Genomic DNA, 16,114 nt, shown 5'->3' with positions numbered 1-16,114 from the left:
GGCTCCTACTGATTCTTAGGATGATGAGGAAGGCGTGTTGCATATTCGTCTTTATTAACCTGACGACCGCGACCAATAGCAATAGCATCCGCCGGCACGTCTTTAGTAATAGTTGAACCAGCACCAACGAGAGAATTGTCACCAAGTTCTACTGGCGCAATAATGGTTGAATTTGAACCCACAAAGACATTGTTTCCAATGACTGTCTTGTATTTGTTTTTGCCGTCATAGTTGACTGTAATGGTTCCTGCACCAAAATTAACCTTGCTACCCACTTCACAGTTTCCGATATAAGTCAAATGACCAGCCTTGGTATTCTCACCGATAGAAGAACCTTTCACCTCAACAAAGTTACCAATATGAACTTGTGCACCTAGAGATGAACCTGGACGAATGTGGGCGTAAGGACCGACTGTTACACCGTCTGCAACACTGCTTTCCTCAATCATAGAATTGGTAATGACAGCTCCTGCTCCGATAGTGCTGTCCACTACATACGTTCCATTTGTCAAAACAGTCTCAGCACCAATTTTCGTATGCCCTTTCAAGGTAACGTTGGCTTCGATTTGAACTTCGGGAGCAATCTCAACATCAATATCGATATAAGTTGCTTCTGGGTTGACAAAGCTAACACCGTTGACCATGTGCTGATGATTGATGCGACGACGCATAACCGACTCAGCAGTCGCAAGAGCCACACGGTCATTTACCCCAAGACTTTCATCAAAATCTTTCAAAGTATAAGCGCCAACTTTTTCACCAGCTTCACGGAAAATGCCAATGACATCTGTAATATAGTATTCACCTTGAGCGTTATTGGTATTGATATTTTTCAAAGCCTCAAACAAACGCTCGTTGTCAAAGACGTAAGTTCCGGTATTAATTTCCTTGATTTGTTTCTCAAAATCTGTGGCATCCTTTTGCTCCACAATACGAAGAACCTCAGCATTGTCATTACGAACAATTCGTCCATAGCCAAAAGGATTATCTGTTTCAGCAGTCAAGATAGTGGCCACATTTTTATGATTGATGTGAAAATCAATCAAGTTTTTCAAACTTTCACCAGTGATTAAAGGAGTATCTCCTGCAATAACCAAGGTGTGACCTGACAAACCTTCTAAGATAGGCTCTGTCATCATAACTGCATGTCCAGTCCCTAACTGTTCAGATTGAGTCACAAATTCTGTCTGTCCAGCCAAGACCTGCTCAACCAATTCTGCCTTGTGTCCTACAACTGTTACTGTCTTTTCAGGTTGGATAGCTCCCACACTACGGAAAACATGTTCCAACATAGAAATACCCGCAACCTTGTGCAAAACTTTTGGCAAATCAGATTTCATGCGAGTCCCTTTACCCGCTGCTAAAATAATGGCATAATTTGACATAATCTTCTCTTTTCTCTAGAAATTCCCTTTTATTATACCATATTTCAAATCATTCCGCGCTCTTGAATGAAAAAATGCTCTAAAGTCCTTTCTTAACCCATTTTTTGAGTATTTTTTTTGATTTTTTTTCATTTTTAAGGTAAAATTATGGAATATGAGAAAGAAAATTAATCCGCTTATTTTATTTGGTTTTTTTGGGATTATGATTTTCATTTTAATCCTGAATCGCCCTCGTTTTGAGGACCATCCTGTAAAAACAAAGTCAAATATCGCGCAAGTAGAAACGCAAGCGCTACACAATATAGATAAACCGGTAATTGATGTTTCTGGTTGGCAACGTCCTGAGGAAATAAATTACGATACTCTGTCCCAAAACATTTCTGGAGCTATCGTTCGTGTACATAGTGGCGCTCAGTCTTTAAAAGAAAACGATGCTTCCTTTGTTAATGGGGTAGATAAGGCCTTTAAAACCCATATTACCGAGTTTCAAAAACGAAATGTCCCAGTTGGTGTCTATGCCTTTGTAGCTGGAAAAAGTGTCCAAGAAATGGAAAAGGCTGCTGAAGTTTTTTATAACGCTTCATCGCCATACAGCCCTAGTTACTATTGGCTAGACGTGGAAGATAAAACCATGTCCAATATGAACGAAGGTGTTGAAGCCTTTCGAGCAAAACTAGAATCACTAGGTGCTAAAAATATCGGAATCTACGTCGGGGTCTACTTCATGGAAGAACACAGTATTGATACAGACAAGTTTACCTCTGTTTGGATTCCTTCCTATGGTTCTGACTCAGGATTTTACGAGGCAACTCCAAAAACTGATTTAGATTACGACATCCACCAGTACACATCTAAAGGAAAAATTGCTGGCTTTGACCACGATTTGGACATCAACGTCATTTCTTCCTTAAAAAACAAAGAAGAAACCTTTAGAAAAATCTTTTTAAAACCTTAAAAGCATTTGTTTATCATTTGCTTTTTCTTTTTGTGTTTGATTGTGATACAATATAGTAAGGATTTTTTGAAATAGAAATAGTTGGAGGAACAATATGCTCTCATGGTTAGCACGTGTTATTAAAGGGATTGTCATTGCTCTTGGATTTATCTTACCGGGAATTTCCGGAGGGGTTCTAGCAGCAATCTTAGGAATTTATGAACGAATGATTGGCTTTCTGGCCCATCCCTTTAAGGACTTTAAAGAAAATGTTTTGTACTTTATTCCAGTTGCCTTCGGTATGCTTCTGGGAATCGGCTTATTTTCCTACCCGATTGAATACCTGCTTGAAAATTATCAGGTCTTTGTCTTATGGAGCTTTGCGGGTGCTATCATCGGTACAGTTCCTAGCCTCCTCAAAGAATCAACTCGAGAATCTGACCGAGACAAGATTGATTTAGCTTGGTTCTGGGCAACCTTTATCATTTCTGGACTAGGTCTCTATGCCTTAAATTTTGTAGTTGGAACCTTAAGCGCCAGCTTTCTTAACTTCATCCTAGCAGGCGCACTATTGGCCCTTGGTGTATTGGTTCCTGGCCTCAGTCCATCAAATCTACTTTTGATTTTGGGGCTCTATGCTCCGATGTTGACTGGTTTTAAAACCTTTGACCTCTTGGGAACCTTCTTCCCGATTGGAATCGGAGCAGGCGCAACTCTCATTATTTTTTCAAAATTGATGGATTATGCCTTAAATAACTACCACTCACGCGTCTATCATTTCATCATCGGTATCGTCCTATCAAGTACTCTTTTGATTTTGATTCCAAATGCAGGAAACGCTGAAAGTATCCAATACACTGGTATTTCTCTTGTTGGGTATGTCATCATCGCCTTCTTCTTTGCACTTGGAATCTGGCTTGGTATTTGGATGAGCCAATTGGAGGATAAGTATAAATAATGGCAAAAAAAGTTAAAATCAAAAAAACATTGGTAGAACAAATTCTGTCTAAAGCAGGTATCCCACATCAGGGGATTCAAATCAATGCCCTAGAAGGAGAGCTTCCTCAAGGTTATGAACGAGATCAGATTTTCAAAACCTTGGCTCTTTTGGGAGATAAGACCGGACCGATTATCGGAATTGTCCCTATCACCCAACACTTGTCTGAAAAGAAACTAGCCAAAATTTCTGGCAATAAAAAAGTGAGCATGATTCCACAAAAGGACTTGGAAAAAACAACTGGTTACATTCATGGAGCAAATAATCCTGTCGGCATTCGTCAGAAACACAATTATCCCATTTTTATCGATAGAATTGCTCTAGACTTGGATCAAATGATTGTCTCTGCTGGGGAAGTTGGTCACAGCATTATCGTCGCTCCACAAGACTTGGCTAGCTTTGTAAAAGCTGACTTTGCAGATATCTTGGAGGGCAGCCAAGAATGAAGCTCTACTTTGTCCGCCACGGTCGTACCCTCTGGAACCAAGAAGGTCGTTTTCAAGGTGCTAGTGGAGATTCTCCCCTTCTTCCTGAATCCACTGACACCCTAAAACGACTTGGCCAGTATCTCAAGGATGTTCCTTTCGGTCAGATTTATTCAAGTGATTTACCTCGAGCGGTCAGATCTGCTGAAATTATCCAAAGTCAACTCCAGACGCCCTGTCCTTTAGAAAGTGTTCCTAATCTCCGTGAATGGCAGCTGGGGAAGTTGGAAGGTTTGAAAATTGCAACCTTGGAATCTATTTACCCGCAACAAATCAAAGCTTTCCGATCTAACCTTGCTCAATTTGACACTCAAATGTTTGGAGCAGAGTCCCTCTATAGCACCACGCAACGGACCATCCAATTTATCAAATCATTAAAAGATAGTCCAGCTGAGCGTATTCTAATTGTCGGACACGGCGCCAATCTTACTGCCAGTCTTCGTACTCTTCTAGGTTATAAAGAACCACTTCTTCGTAAAGATGGAGGTCTAGCAAATGCCAGCCTGACCATTCTAGAAACCCATGATTTTGAAACATTTACTCTCAATACTTGGAATGATACTTCCTATCAATAACAGAACTTGATTGTAGCGTCAAGTTCTTTTTAGTTTTGAAAGATTATTCGTGAATTTCTTGCTTATTTATGATAAAATGGGAGTGTCGCAAAAAATGACTCATCGTATTCAATTTTGAGTAAAACTAGGAGGATCCCATGTCAACAGAACATATGGAAGAACTAAATGACCAGCAGATCGTTCGCCGTGAAAAAATGGCTGCGCTCCGTGAACAAGGAATTGATCCTTTCGGAAAACGTTTTGAACGTACTGCAAATTCACAAGAATTAAAAGATAAATATGCCGACCTCGATAAAGAACAATTACATGATAAAAATGAAACAGCTACTATCGCAGGACGCTTGGTAACCAAACGGGGTAAAGGTAAAGTAGGTTTTGCCCACATTCAAGACCGCGAAGGTCAAATCCAGATTTACGTTCGTAAGGATGCTGTCGGTGAAGAAAACTATGAAATCTTCAAAAAAGCAGACCTTGGTGACTTCCTTGGTGTCGAAGGCGAAGTCATGCGTACAGATATGGGAGAACTCTCTATCAAGGCTACTCACATCACACACTTGTCTAAGGCTCTTCGTCCTCTACCAGAGAAATTCCATGGTTTGACAGACGTTGAAACAATTTACCGTAAACGTTACCTTGACTTGATTTCTAACCGTGAAAGCTTTGAGCGCTTTGTCACTCGTTCAAAAATCATTTCTGAAATCCGTCGTTACCTTGATCAAAAAGGTTTCCTTGAAGTGGAAACACCTGTTCTTCACAATGAAGCTGGTGGTGCTTCTGCTCGTCCATTTATCACCCACCACAATGCCCAAAACATTGATATGGTGCTTCGTATCGCAACTGAGCTTCACTTGAAACGCCTTATCGTCGGTGGTATGGAGCGTGTCTATGAAATTGGCCGTATCTTCCGTAATGAAGGAATGGATGCTACTCACAACCCTGAGTTCACTTCTATCGAAGTTTACCAAGCTTATGCTGACTTCCAAGATATCATGGACTTGACGGAGGGCATTATCCAACATGCTGCTAAATCAGTCAAAGGCGATGGCCCAGTTAACTATCAAGGTACTGAAATCAAAATCAACGAACCATTTAAACGTGTTCACATGGTGGATGCTATCAAGGAAATTACTGGTGTCGATTTCTGGCAAGACATGACTTTGGAAGAAGCTAAAGCTATCGCTGCTGAGAAGAAAGTTCCAGTTGAGAAACACTATACTGAAGTTGGTCACATTATCAATGCCTTCTTTGAAGAGTTTGTTGAAGAAACCTTGATCCAACCAACCTTTGTCTATGGCCATCCAGTAGCTGTATCTCCACTCGCTAAGAAAAATCCTGAAGACGAACGCTTTACTGACCGTTTCGAGCTCTTTATCATGACTAAGGAGTACGGTAATGCCTTTACTGAGTTGAACGACCCAATCGACCAACTTAGCCGTTTTGAAGCCCAAGCTAAAGCCAAAGAACTTGGTGACGATGAAGCGACAGGCATCGACTACGACTACATCGAGGCTCTTGAATACGGTATGCCACCAACAGGTGGTTTGGGAATTGGTATCGACCGTCTCTGCATGCTTCTCACTGATACAACTACTATTCGTGACGTATTGCTCTTCCCAACAATGAAATAAACTCTTATCCTCTGGTTCTTGCCAGGGGATTTTTTGATGCAAAAAGAGACTGAGCAAAAACTCAATCTCTACTTTTCACTTCTTTTGTTGCCACATCTTCTCCAAACCATTTTTGGCTGATTTCCTGGAACTTTCCTTCTTGGTATAGTTCGATAAAGGCTTGGTTTAAAGCTTGCAGTAATCTTTTGTCAGCTGGTCTAACTCCGACTGCAAAGGATTCACTTTCAAATGCAGCTGAAAAGACATTGTAGTCATTTAATATCCCCTCAGACTGAAGATAGTAATTAGCATACACTCGGTCAATCAACAAGGCATCAATTCGATCATTCTTCAAATCAATCAAGGCTTCATTGAAACTCTGATATTGATTGGCTTTCTGGTCTTTAACACGATTTTTCAATAAATCTGGCTGCGCTTCAAAGTCTAGATAACCAGAGGATCCTGCTTGGGCTCCCAAGGTCTTATCCTTCATATCCTCTACTGAATGGATCTGCTGGTTTTTCTTCGCAACCAGAACTTGCTGATTTTCCATGTATGGAATGCTAAAAGCAACCTTCTCTCGGCGTTCATCAGTGGCAGAATACCCATTCCAGATGGCATCAATAGTTCCATTTTGCAGTTCCGTCTCCTTCATATCCCAGTCAATTGGCTGAAATTGAATCTTGAAACCTAATTTTTCTGAGACAGCTTGTGCTAAGTCAATATCAAAGCCTGTATACTGTCCATTCTTTTCTTCAAATCCCATAGGTACAAAGGTATTGTCAAAACCAATAGTAATGGTCCCCTGCTCTTGATATTTATCCCAGTTATCCTGCTTTGGATCGCTAGCCTTCTGAGTACAAGCCGTTAAAAAGAGAGTCAGGATAGAAACCAATACTAAAGCAATTTTCTTATTAGTCATTGGCACCTCCTACTTGGGCTCAACCTTGAGAATCTGATCTGCGATATTTTCAGCGAATTGTAAATCGTGGGTAACCACAATCTGCGTCATCCCAAGTTCCCTATTTTGCAAGATCAATTTTTCCACTTCCAAGCGCAATTCTGGATCCAGAGCAGAAGTTGGTTCATCGTAGCCAATGATTTCTGGGTCAATCATCATAGCACGCGCCAAGGCCACCCTTTGCTTTTGCCCACCAGATAGTGAGAAAGGATAGGCATCTGCGTGCCCTGCCAGTCCCAACTGTTCCAGGAGCCCACACGCCTTCTTCTCAGCCTCTTGCTGCTTCATTCCCATGGTTTTTACGGGCGATAAGGTCAAATTATCTAGAACTGATAAATGAGGAAAAAGTTGAAAATCTTGGAATACAAATCCCAGTAAATTCCGCTTCTCTAGTTCATCCAGTTCTAAAGATTCTCCATTATAAAAGATTTGCCCTGAATCAATGGTTTCAAGACCCGCAAGCATACGTAAGAGGGTTGTCTTACCTCCACCAGAAGGTCCAACGATAGCTAGGATTTGCTTTTCAGGAATTTTTAGACTGAAATTAGATAAAATTTGCTTTTCACCAAAGACTTTATTGATATTTCGTAATTCTAACATGGCAGCCTCCTATCTATAGTAACTGTACTTCTTCTCAACTTTTTTGGCAAGAATGGTCACAATCCCAATCAAAATCAAGTAAATGGCTCCTGCTAAGAACATTGGAACCAGACTAGCATCACGGTTTGCAGCTGTTCGACTAGCCAAGATAAGGTCTGAAATACCTAGAGCATAGACCAGAGAAGTATCCTTGACCAAACTCATGACTTCGTTAAAGACACTGGGAAGAACAATCTTGGTCACTTGGGGCAAGATAATATAGCGTACTGTGTCAAAAGGACTGAATTTCAAGACCTTAGCAGCCTCATATTGACCGTTAGGAATGGTATCAATCCCTCCACGGAAGATTTCAGCAAAGTAAGCCGCATAATTCAATACAAAGGCAATGATAGCCGCAGGAAGACGGTCCAAACGAATCCCAATACTTGGCAGCACATAATAGATAAAGATTAATTGCAAGAGCAAGGGTGTGCCTCGCATAATCCAAATATAAATATTAATCAGATGATGGAGGGGCTTCCAATGGACTTGCAAGGCAAAGGCAATCAAAACGCCCAAGGGAATAGAAAAAATCAAGACCAGTGCAAAAACCTGCAAAGTCATGCTTGCACCGCTCAATAAACTCGGTAATATCTCAAACAAATAAGACATACTGCACCTCCTAAAAATAATTGTTCCTATTATAGCATAAATAAACAAAATAACCAAGAATTTTTGTAAAAAAATTCTCTTTGAAAAAGAAAAACTATATCTATCAAAAATGATTAGATACAGTTTTTAAAAATATATTCTTACAATCTCTCAAATAGTTCTTGCATTTGCACATCATCTGGAACCAGTTTTAAGTAAGCTTGCGCATTGACTTTTGCTTCCTCAAAGTAGCCCAGTTCACGTAAGAGATAGATATAGTGTTCTAGAAATTCTGGATTGTCTTTCAAATCTCCTGCCAACTCTTGGTAATGCTCATAGGCAGTATCCAAATCGTCCATCTCTTGATAAGAACGAGCAATCATCCACTTGGTCAAAAGATTCTCTGGCTCATTACTTTGTAAGTCTAAAATATCCTCATAGCGCTCCTGTTCTAGATAAATAGTTGCTAAACGGAGTAAAATTTCTTCTGTATCCTCAGCGTCTGCTTTAGCAGTAAGGAGGTAGTTTTCTGCACCACTAGCGTCATGTAATTCATAAGAAAATTGTGAAGCTGCTAACAAGAGTCTTGTTTCAAAAGGATTTTTCTCCAAACCTTGCTTAGCAATACGCAGGGCTTCTTGAACTTGATGTTCCTTATGTAAGGCCTGACTGTAACCATACTCATAGCCTTCAAAGTCAGGAGAAATGGTATCAATCTGCTTAAAGTAGAGGACAGCTTTTTGGTATTCTTCTTGATCAAAGTAAAGACTGGCTAACTCAAAAGCTGTTAGGTCATCGTATTCTAACTCCAGGGCTTTTTCTAAAAACTCTGTAGCCGTTTCAAATTTCCCTAACTGTGCATAGGCAAAGCCAATTCGTTGATAGGTAGAAATGCCTGTTTGCTCATAAATAGTACGATTATCTAACTGGGCATAGCCTTGAATGGCCTCTTGATAATTTTCCAACTCACTATCCAACTCTGCCAAGCCCAATATCAAGAGAGGATCCTCTGAGTAAGTCAATGCTTCTAACAATTTCTCACGCGCCACATCTGTCAAACCTTCCATCTGGTAAAGGTCTGCCTTCAGAGCCAAAGCCGACACATACCAGTCACTGTCAGCTTGGATTTCTTCAAGATAGGCAAAGGCTTCTTCAATTTGACCATCCTCGCTAGCAATAGCCGCTAGATTAAGATTAACCTCTGGAAAATCCTCTATGATTTTCAAGTAAATTTCCTTGGCCTGAGGATAAAAACCAATCCCTTCTAAATAAGTGGCTAACTCATACAGAAGGTCACTTGGATCATTTTCTAAAGCTTTGACGAAATAGTGCTCAGCCTTGGTTAAATCTTGCTCCTCCAAAGCCTGTAACATCTGTTGACTATTGTTCACTCTTAGCTTCCTCTCCTTCTAGTTCATATAGGCCACTGACTACCTTATACCATTCAAAAATCGCTGAAATGACAACCTTAGCAGAGGCATAAACTGGAATACCGAGCAAGACTCCCCAGATACCAAACATGGATCCTGAAGTTAACAAAACAAAGAGAACATTAATGGGATGGATGTTTAATTGACTTCCCAAAATCAATGGAGAGACAAAACGGCCTTCAATAGTTTGTTCTACTATAAAGACAATTACTACTTTCAAAAGCATGACTGGCCCAGCAATCAAGCCCAATACTAGGGCAGGAAGCATGGCTAAGAAGCTGCCTAAATAAGGAACCAGATTTAAGATACCAGCAGTAACACCCAGCGTAACCGCATAGCGTAGACCAATGATTTTAAAGAAAATCATAAACATTACCGCAACAATAATAGCCACTGTTACTTGTCCTCTAACATAATTAGACAACTGCTGATTCACATCTGATAAAACTTGTCCAACAGGTTCTTTCAATTTCGTTGGCATGAATTGGGTCAAATAGTTACGCAATCCTTTCCCATCACGCAAGAGATAAAAGAGCATGAAAGGAACGATAATCAAGGCAACAATCACTTGAGAAGCCCCGCTAATAAATGCACTCACCCAGTTGACTGCCTGAGATGAAACCTTACTTGCCCAAACTGTAGCCTGACTTGAGAAGTTTGCCAAAACTTGTTCTAACTGAGGTCTGAAATCATCTGGTAAACGCTTGGTGACCAGATCATCAATAACCCTGTCAGCATCTTCTAGGTAGACTGGAACATTCCTTGCAAAACTTAAAATCTGACGTTGCAAATTTGGAATAGCTACTGCCAATCCCCAAATGATAAAGATGGCGATAATCACAAAGACAATACTGATTGCGATGACACGATTAACATTATGCTTCTCCAACCAATCAACAATAGGATTCAATAAATAGTATAGTAAACCAGATAGAATGACTGGCAACATCACAACTGCCAAGAAGTCTAAAACAGGTGAAAATAGAAAACTAATCTTACTTAAAATAAACAGATTGAGTCCCAATAATAAGGTTACCAAAAATACCGTAATTGCCTTGTTATCTAAAAACCACTTGAAAAACCAAGATAAGCTAAAATGTTTCTCTTTTTGCTCCATAAATACTTCCTTTCTTTTGTTCTCTCATTATACCATTTTTAAATCAAAATAACTCTTTTTTAAAGTGCTTACATGGAGACAGCAACATAAAAAATCCCCTCAAAAGAGGAGATTCGATTAGTCTTGAATATGACGGTCTAAGTTCTTCTGATAATCAGCATTGGATTTGCCTTTTTCATCAGCAAATTTCTTGCGGAACTCATCCATTTCTTTGGAAGTGACAATCTTATCTTGGAGTTTAAGATATTTATAACTGTTATCTCCTGTTTTGTCACCAATCCAACCATCAGCACCACTACCTAATACTTTCTTCGTTACTAACATTTGGGCACCGTCTGAGTGTACAGGAATAACTAGAGCACTATCTGTTAACCAAGCTTGCGCCTTAGCATATTTAGAATAACGTTTTTGCAGATCTGTTTTTTCACTATTTGCATCATCAATCAATCCTTTGTATTTATCCAATCCAACTGTTTTAATGGCTGGATTGTCTGTTCCTGGTGCTACACCAAGAGAGCCGAGGAGACTTGGACCTGAAGTTGGATCAAATACATCTAGATAAGTTGATGGATCTGCATAATCCGGACTCCAACCACTATTAACATTAATGTCCCAATCAACATTATTATTTGATGTTGCTAGAACAGTCATATTTCCCAATTCATCATCAGAAACCTGTTGAATGTCAACAACTACATTTTCAGAGCCCAAGGCTTCTTCAATGGATTGTTTATAAGACTGAGCTTGATGGATAAAATCTGTCTGAGTCGATGAAACTGGAAGATCTAAATGAATTGGGAACTGTACTCCATCAGCTTGAAGAGTTTTCTTAGCAGATTCAAACTTAGCTTTAGCCTTGTCTACGTTATGAAGTGAATCTTGCGCATCATCAAGACTGACATCTTTCCAGACATTATCCAATTTATCCAATTCTATCTTAGTTACTTGACCAAACGATTGGTCTCCAACTTGTACAAATGTTGGAGGAGTGAAACTTGTACGTAATTTACGAGGCGCCACTTCATCCCCAAACACCTGAGAAACAGCTGCTTTACGATCTGCAGCAAATGCCAATGCTTGACGGAAATCTTTATTTAAAAGTGCTTTCTTAGTAGAGGATTTTTCTACATCACTTGTTTTAGCAGTATGATTGTATGACACACGATCAATATTAGTAGACATATAGAATACGCCACCTCTTTGTTGACCATATACAATATTATCCTTGTATTTTTCTTTTAGACGTTCATAGTTGGCAGAGTTTTTAAAGAGTGGAGCAGCTGGATAATGTCCCTCATCAAAACCGCGTCCTAGAGAGTCTGCATCTTGACCATCAAAGAATGATAACTTGATATCATCAATAAAGACATTTTGCTTATCCCAATAATTTTGGTTTTTGGTCATTTCGATAGAAGACTTAGATGTAAGACCCTTGAGGAGATAAGGACCGTTGTAGAGAATGCTCGTAACATCAGTGGACTTACCAAAATCATCTCCTTTAGAAGCTAAAAAGTCTCCACTCACGGGAGCAAGGACTCCCATTGTTGTTTTTGAATTCCAGAAAGATTCTGGATGGTTCAAAGTATAAACAACAGTATAATCATCTGTTGCTTTCACACCTACGGTTGAGAAATCTGTTGTTTTCCCATTTACATAGTCATCCAATCCTTTGATAGAATCCTGTACCAAATAGAGAGCCTGTGATTTCTTATCAGCTGCATGCTTCAGACCAGTTACAAAGTCCTGAGCCTTAACTTCACCATATTCTTCCCCCTCATTGGTATACCATTTGACACCCTGACGGATTTTATAGGTATAGGTCAAACCATCTTTGGAAACAGTCCAATCTTCTGCAACTGATGGGACTAAATTTCCATATTGATCATTTTCTAGTAATCCATCAATAACATTACCTGTAATCTGTTTAGTGCCGACATTACCAGAAACTGTATAATCCAAAGTAACAGGATCTGATGAGAATACATAGGCATAAGTAACTGGTTTAGTTGCTTGTTTAGTTGCTTCTTTAGTTGCTTCTTTAGTTGCTTCTTTAGTTGCTTCTTTATTACCATTACCAGATGAACACGCTACTAGCACTGCTGCCGAGAGTACAGCAACTCCTGCTGCTAAGAAAACACGTTTTTTCATAAACAAACTCCTTTGCAATTTGTATAAGATTATTATAGCACTTTTATTAAGTAAATCAATGAAAACATTTCTAATATTATCATCAAAAGAATTAGGTAAAGCTCTTGCTAATCTTGATTTCTTTATACTTCCATTTTTGTGATATAATAGTCTTATCTTTTGTATAGAGGTAAAGTTATGAAAAAAACTGTTTATTTTGGAACTTATACACGTCGGACTTCCCAAGGGATTTACAAGGCAGACTTTGATACAGAAACTGGTCAGCTTTCAAATCTAGAACTTTTTGCTACTGAGCCAAGTCCAACCTACCTTGCCTTTGACCAGCACCAACATTTATACACTGTTGGTAGTCAAGACGATAAGGGTGGAATTGCAGCATATCAAACTAATGGTAACTTATTAAATCACGTCGTTGAAGAGGGAGCCCCCCACTGTTATGTTGCCGTTGATGAAGAGCGTGATTTGGTTTACGCGGCAAACTACCACAAGGGACAGGTCCTTGTTTATAAACGTCAGGAAGATGGTCGTCTTGTACTTAGTGATATTGATCAACACAGTGGCCAAGGTCCACATGAAAATCAAGCTTCTCCACATGTTCACTATACAGATTTAACACCTGACCACTATCTAGTGACCTGCGACTTGGGAACAGACCAAGTTATCACTTATGATTTTGATTCAGAAGGAAAATTATCTAAGCTCTATACCTATCATAGCCAGCCAGGAGCAGGCTCACGCCATATTATTTTCCATAACCATTATAAAATCGCTTATCTCATTTGTGAACTCAATAGCACTATCGAGGTTCTAATCTACGATGGTGTTGGCGAATTTGAACGCATGCAAGTCATTTCAACTCTACCAGACGGTTATGAAGGCTTTAATGGTACTGCTGCCATTCGTCTCTCTAAAGATGGTAAATACCTCTACGCCTCTAACCGTGGTCATGATTCTATCGTAGTATATACAATCCTTGCGGACGGTAGCTTAGAGTTGTTAGAAATCGTTCCGACACATGGTCAGACTCCACGTGATTTTGATTTGACACCAGACCAAGAATTTGTCATTGCTGTCCATCAAGACTCTGACAATGCAACCGTCTTTAAACGCAATTCTGAAACTGGACGTCTAGCAGAACTTTCTAATGACTTTCATGTTCCTGAAGCTGTCTGTATCAGTTTTGCTCCTTAAGAAAACATAAAAAAACGGGCTCTATAATATTTGTAGTGGGTAAATCCCCTATGGATATTATGGAGCCTATTTTGTTGTAGAAAAGAAGTCCCATATCATCTATAATGAAAAGCGACCAAACTATCATTAGAAAGAATCATATGGAACAATTACATTTTATCACAAAACTGCTAGATATCAAAGACCTCAATATCCAAATTATGAATCAATTTCATCGAAAGTCTCATGAATACAAGGCTATCAAGCGCTACTGGAAACTCATCCAACAAGATAGTCGGAAAATAAGCGATAAACGTTTTTATCATCCTACTTTTCGTATGCACTTGACGAATAAAGAGATTTTAGACAAGCTTTTGGGCTATTCAAAAGACTTGAAACACCACTACCATCTCTATCAACTCTTGCTGTTTCACTTTCAGGACAAGAAGCCTGACAAATTTTTCGGACTCATTGAGGACAATCTGCAGCAGGTTCATCCTCTTTTTCAGACTGTCTTTAAAACCTTCCTCAAAGATAAAGAGAAGATTGTCAATGCCCTTCAACTACCCTATTCAAACGCCAAATTAGAAGCAACGAATAATCTCATTAAACTCATCAAACGCAATGCCTTTGGATTTCGGAACTTTGAAAACTTCAAAAAACGGATTTTTATTGCTCTGAACATCAAAAAAGAAAGGACGAATTTTGTCCTTTCTCGAGCTTAGCTTTTCTTCAACCCACTACAGTTGACAAAGAGCCAAAAAAAGAAGATGACGAATCATCTTCTTAAAAACTATGAGTTTTTAGTCTTCTTTTTTCTTGCGAGAAAGAAGTCCAAATCCACCTAGGGCTCCAAGAAGTCCAAGCGCTGCGAGGCTAGCGTTAGCTTCTGTACCTGTGTTAGGCAATTCTTTAGCCACTGTATTCACGTTAGCTGTTTCTTGGTTAGCGTTTGTGGCTTGAGTAGCTTGGTCATTAGCTAGAATTGCATGATTAGTTGCTGGAGAAACTTTCAACATGAAGTCTTCTATACGTTTAACCATTGCATCCACTTCTGCTTGAGTTGCGTTTGCATTGGCAAATACTTCTTTAGCGGCTGCTAATAATGCGTTCGCTTCTTTCACAGTTTCTGCATCAAGCTTAGCTGATTCTTGGATGATTAGCTTATCCAATTGACGAATAGCACCTTCTAACTTCGATTTATCGACTATCGTTTCAGCGTTATTAATTCTATTATTTCCTCGATTATATGATGGAACATAAGGAATTTCTTTAAAGATATCTTTAGCTAAAACTGTATATGCTTTACCATTATTCAAAATAACCGTTGCATTTCCTTTATCATCGAAGATTACTTCTGCTACATCTGGGTTAGCTGCCATAATTTTGGCTTTAGCTCCCGCTTTATCCGCGTCTGTTAAGTTGTCCAAATCAGCTACAAGTTGTTTTTCAAAATCAAGATTAAGATTTTCACCATTGTTTTTAGTTGCTACATCTGCTTCATCTTTAACTAATTGTTCAGCTGAAATTGTTGCTGTTTTTCCATCTACTGTGGTTACTGTCGCGTTACCCTTTTCATCTACAACAACTGTTGAGCCTGGATTTACAGCTTCCACAGCAACCTTAATCTTAGCAATTTCTTCAGGAGTTAAGTTATTCTTATCTGCTACCAAGGTGCGTGTAGCTGGAATATTCACACCATTTTGCTCAGATAGGTCTGCAAGTTTTTCTGTTGGAATAACTAGTTGAGAAGCAGGAATTACGGCTGTCTTACCATCTTTCATAGTAACTGTCGCATTTCCTTTATCATCTACTACGACAGTTGAGCCTGGGTTAACGGCTGATACTGCTTTCTTAACTGCTTCTTTTTCTGCATCAGTTAAAGCATCTTTCTTAGCAACTGCTGTTTTAACCGCCGGTGTGTTGATATCATTGCCTGCATTTGGTTTAGCGACTGCTTCTGCTGTCTTCGTCAAATCAGCTGCTGGAATAACCGCTGTCTTACCTGAAGGTGTTGTAACAGTTGCGTTACCTTTGTCATCTACTACTACTGTAGCTCCTGGGTTAACGGCTTT

Annotated in this window: 14 protein-coding genes and 1 pseudogene; 7 read left to right on the top strand and 8 right to left on the bottom strand. The window is 39.4% G+C overall.

What is annotated here, in order from left to right; genetic code table 11:
- Positions 1–5: 5 nt before the first annotated feature.
- Complete coding sequence (glmU, locus tag F9B91_RS01730) at positions 6–1,385, bottom strand: bifunctional UDP-N-acetylglucosamine diphosphorylase/glucosamine-1-phosphate N-acetyltransferase GlmU (RefSeq protein WP_150922348.1); 1,380 nt, start codon at positions 1,383–1,385, stop codon at positions 6–8.
- 154 nt (positions 1,386–1,539) lie between these two features.
- Here glmU and F9B91_RS01725 point away from each other — a divergent pair, with 154 nt between their 5' ends.
- From F9B91_RS01725 to lysS, 5 genes are all read left to right on the top strand, one after another.
- A complete protein-coding gene (locus F9B91_RS01725; protein WP_049544045.1) occupies positions 1,540–2,340 on the top strand; it encodes a glycoside hydrolase family 25 protein in 801 nt (266 codons plus the stop codon).
- A 94-nt stretch (positions 2,341–2,434) separates the two neighbouring features.
- Positions 2,435–3,277: a DUF368 domain-containing protein gene (locus F9B91_RS01720; protein WP_150922347.1), complete on the top strand. Its 843-nt coding sequence runs from the start codon at positions 2,435–2,437 to the stop codon at positions 3,275–3,277.
- The gene (locus tag F9B91_RS01715; RefSeq protein WP_150922346.1) at positions 3,277–3,762 is read left to right on the top strand and encodes an aminoacyl-tRNA deacylase; all 486 of its coding nucleotides are present in this window, start codon (positions 3,277–3,279) and stop codon (positions 3,760–3,762) included. The genes F9B91_RS01720 and F9B91_RS01715 overlap by 1 nt, the downstream gene beginning before the upstream one ends.
- The gene (locus tag F9B91_RS01710; protein ID WP_150922345.1) at positions 3,759–4,376 is read left to right on the top strand and encodes a histidine phosphatase family protein; all 618 of its coding nucleotides are present in this window, start codon (positions 3,759–3,761) and stop codon (positions 4,374–4,376) included. Before F9B91_RS01715 ends, F9B91_RS01710 begins: the two co-directional genes overlap by 4 nt.
- Positions 4,377–4,513: 137 nt before the next feature.
- On the top strand, positions 4,514–6,004 hold the full coding sequence (gene lysS / locus F9B91_RS01705; RefSeq protein ID WP_150922344.1) for a lysine--tRNA ligase: 1,491 nt from the start codon (positions 4,514–4,516) through the stop codon (positions 6,002–6,004).
- Between the two features lie 61 nt (positions 6,005–6,065).
- On the opposite strand, the gene F9B91_RS01700 is transcribed toward lysS, so the two are convergent.
- The 6 genes from F9B91_RS01700 to F9B91_RS01675 form a co-directional block, all read right to left on the bottom strand.
- Entirely contained in the window at positions 6,066–6,905 is an 840-nt protein-coding gene (locus F9B91_RS01700; RefSeq protein WP_150922343.1) for an amino acid ABC transporter substrate-binding protein, read from the bottom strand.
- A gap of 9 nt (positions 6,906–6,914) precedes the next feature.
- Complete coding sequence (locus tag F9B91_RS01695) at positions 6,915–7,544, bottom strand: amino acid ABC transporter ATP-binding protein (RefSeq protein WP_020902749.1); 630 nt, start codon at positions 7,542–7,544, stop codon at positions 6,915–6,917.
- 9 nt (positions 7,545–7,553) lie between these two features.
- Complete coding sequence (locus tag F9B91_RS01690) at positions 7,554–8,195, bottom strand: amino acid ABC transporter permease (RefSeq protein ID WP_020902748.1); 642 nt, start codon at positions 8,193–8,195, stop codon at positions 7,554–7,556.
- A 140-nt stretch (positions 8,196–8,335) separates the two neighbouring features.
- Positions 8,336–9,565, bottom strand: a complete 1,230-nt coding sequence (locus F9B91_RS01685; RefSeq protein ID WP_191962386.1) for a tetratricopeptide repeat protein — start codon at positions 9,563–9,565, stop codon at positions 8,336–8,338.
- Positions 9,555–10,721, bottom strand: a complete 1,167-nt coding sequence (locus F9B91_RS01680; RefSeq protein WP_084886411.1) for an AI-2E family transporter — start codon at positions 10,719–10,721, stop codon at positions 9,555–9,557. The genes F9B91_RS01685 and F9B91_RS01680 overlap by 11 nt, the downstream gene beginning before the upstream one ends.
- 117 nt (positions 10,722–10,838) lie before the next feature.
- The gene (locus F9B91_RS01675; RefSeq protein WP_150922342.1) at positions 10,839–12,869 is read right to left on the bottom strand and encodes a peptide ABC transporter substrate-binding protein; all 2,031 of its coding nucleotides are present in this window, start codon (positions 12,867–12,869) and stop codon (positions 10,839–10,841) included.
- Positions 12,870–13,046: 177 nt separating this feature from the next.
- Here F9B91_RS01675 and F9B91_RS01670 point away from each other — a divergent pair, with 177 nt between their 5' ends.
- Positions 13,047–14,060, top strand: coding sequence for a lactonase family protein (locus F9B91_RS01670; RefSeq protein WP_060628023.1), 1,014 nt, complete (start codon positions 13,047–13,049; stop codon positions 14,058–14,060).
- 191 nt (positions 14,061–14,251) lie between these two features.
- Positions 14,252–14,764 (top strand): annotated as a pseudogene (locus F9B91_RS01665) (transposase); the annotation flags it as partial.
- A gap of 78 nt (positions 14,765–14,842) precedes the next feature.
- On the opposite strand, the gene F9B91_RS11255 reads toward F9B91_RS01665, so the two are convergent.
- A partial coding sequence (locus tag F9B91_RS11255; protein WP_191962385.1) for an LPXTG cell wall anchor domain-containing protein occupies positions 14,843–16,114 on the bottom strand: 1,272 nt, incomplete at its 5' end.

It is taken from the genome of Streptococcus mitis (assembly GCF_008763935.1).
Lineage (GTDB): Bacteria > Bacillota > Bacilli > Lactobacillales > Streptococcaceae > Streptococcus > Streptococcus mitis_DB.
This window is presented reverse-complemented; position numbering and strand designations above follow the sequence as displayed.

Bases quoted from the DNA above. Each gene is read 5' to 3' on its own strand.
- F9B91_RS01670 (WP_060628023.1), top strand. From the start codon at position 13,047: ATGAAAAAAACTGTTTATTTTGGAACTTATACACGTCGGACTTCCCAA.
- glmU (WP_150922348.1), bottom strand. From the start codon at position 1,385: ATGTCAAATTATGCCATTATTTTAGCAGCGGGTAAAGGGACTCGCATG.
- F9B91_RS01710 (WP_150922345.1), top strand. From the start codon at position 3,759: ATGAAGCTCTACTTTGTCCGCCACGGTCGTACCCTCTGGAACCAAGAA.
- F9B91_RS01675 (WP_150922342.1), bottom strand. From the start codon at position 12,869: ATGAAAAAACGTGTTTTCTTAGCAGCAGGAGTTGCTGTACTCTCGGCA.
- F9B91_RS01720 (WP_150922347.1), top strand. From the start codon at position 2,435: ATGCTCTCATGGTTAGCACGTGTTATTAAAGGGATTGTCATTGCTCTT.
- F9B91_RS01680 (WP_084886411.1), bottom strand. From the start codon at position 10,721: ATGGAGCAAAAAGAGAAACATTTTAGCTTATCTTGGTTTTTCAAGTGG.
- F9B91_RS01690 (WP_020902748.1), bottom strand. From the start codon at position 8,195: ATGTCTTATTTGTTTGAGATATTACCGAGTTTATTGAGCGGTGCAAGC.
- F9B91_RS01695 (WP_020902749.1), bottom strand. From the start codon at position 7,544: ATGTTAGAATTACGAAATATCAATAAAGTCTTTGGTGAAAAGCAAATT.
- F9B91_RS01700 (WP_150922343.1), bottom strand. From the start codon at position 6,905: ATGACTAATAAGAAAATTGCTTTAGTATTGGTTTCTATCCTGACTCTC.
- F9B91_RS01715 (WP_150922346.1), top strand. From the start codon at position 3,277: ATGGCAAAAAAAGTTAAAATCAAAAAAACATTGGTAGAACAAATTCTG.
- F9B91_RS01725 (WP_049544045.1), top strand. From the start codon at position 1,540: ATGAGAAAGAAAATTAATCCGCTTATTTTATTTGGTTTTTTTGGGATT.
- lysS (WP_150922344.1), top strand. From the start codon at position 4,514: ATGTCAACAGAACATATGGAAGAACTAAATGACCAGCAGATCGTTCGC.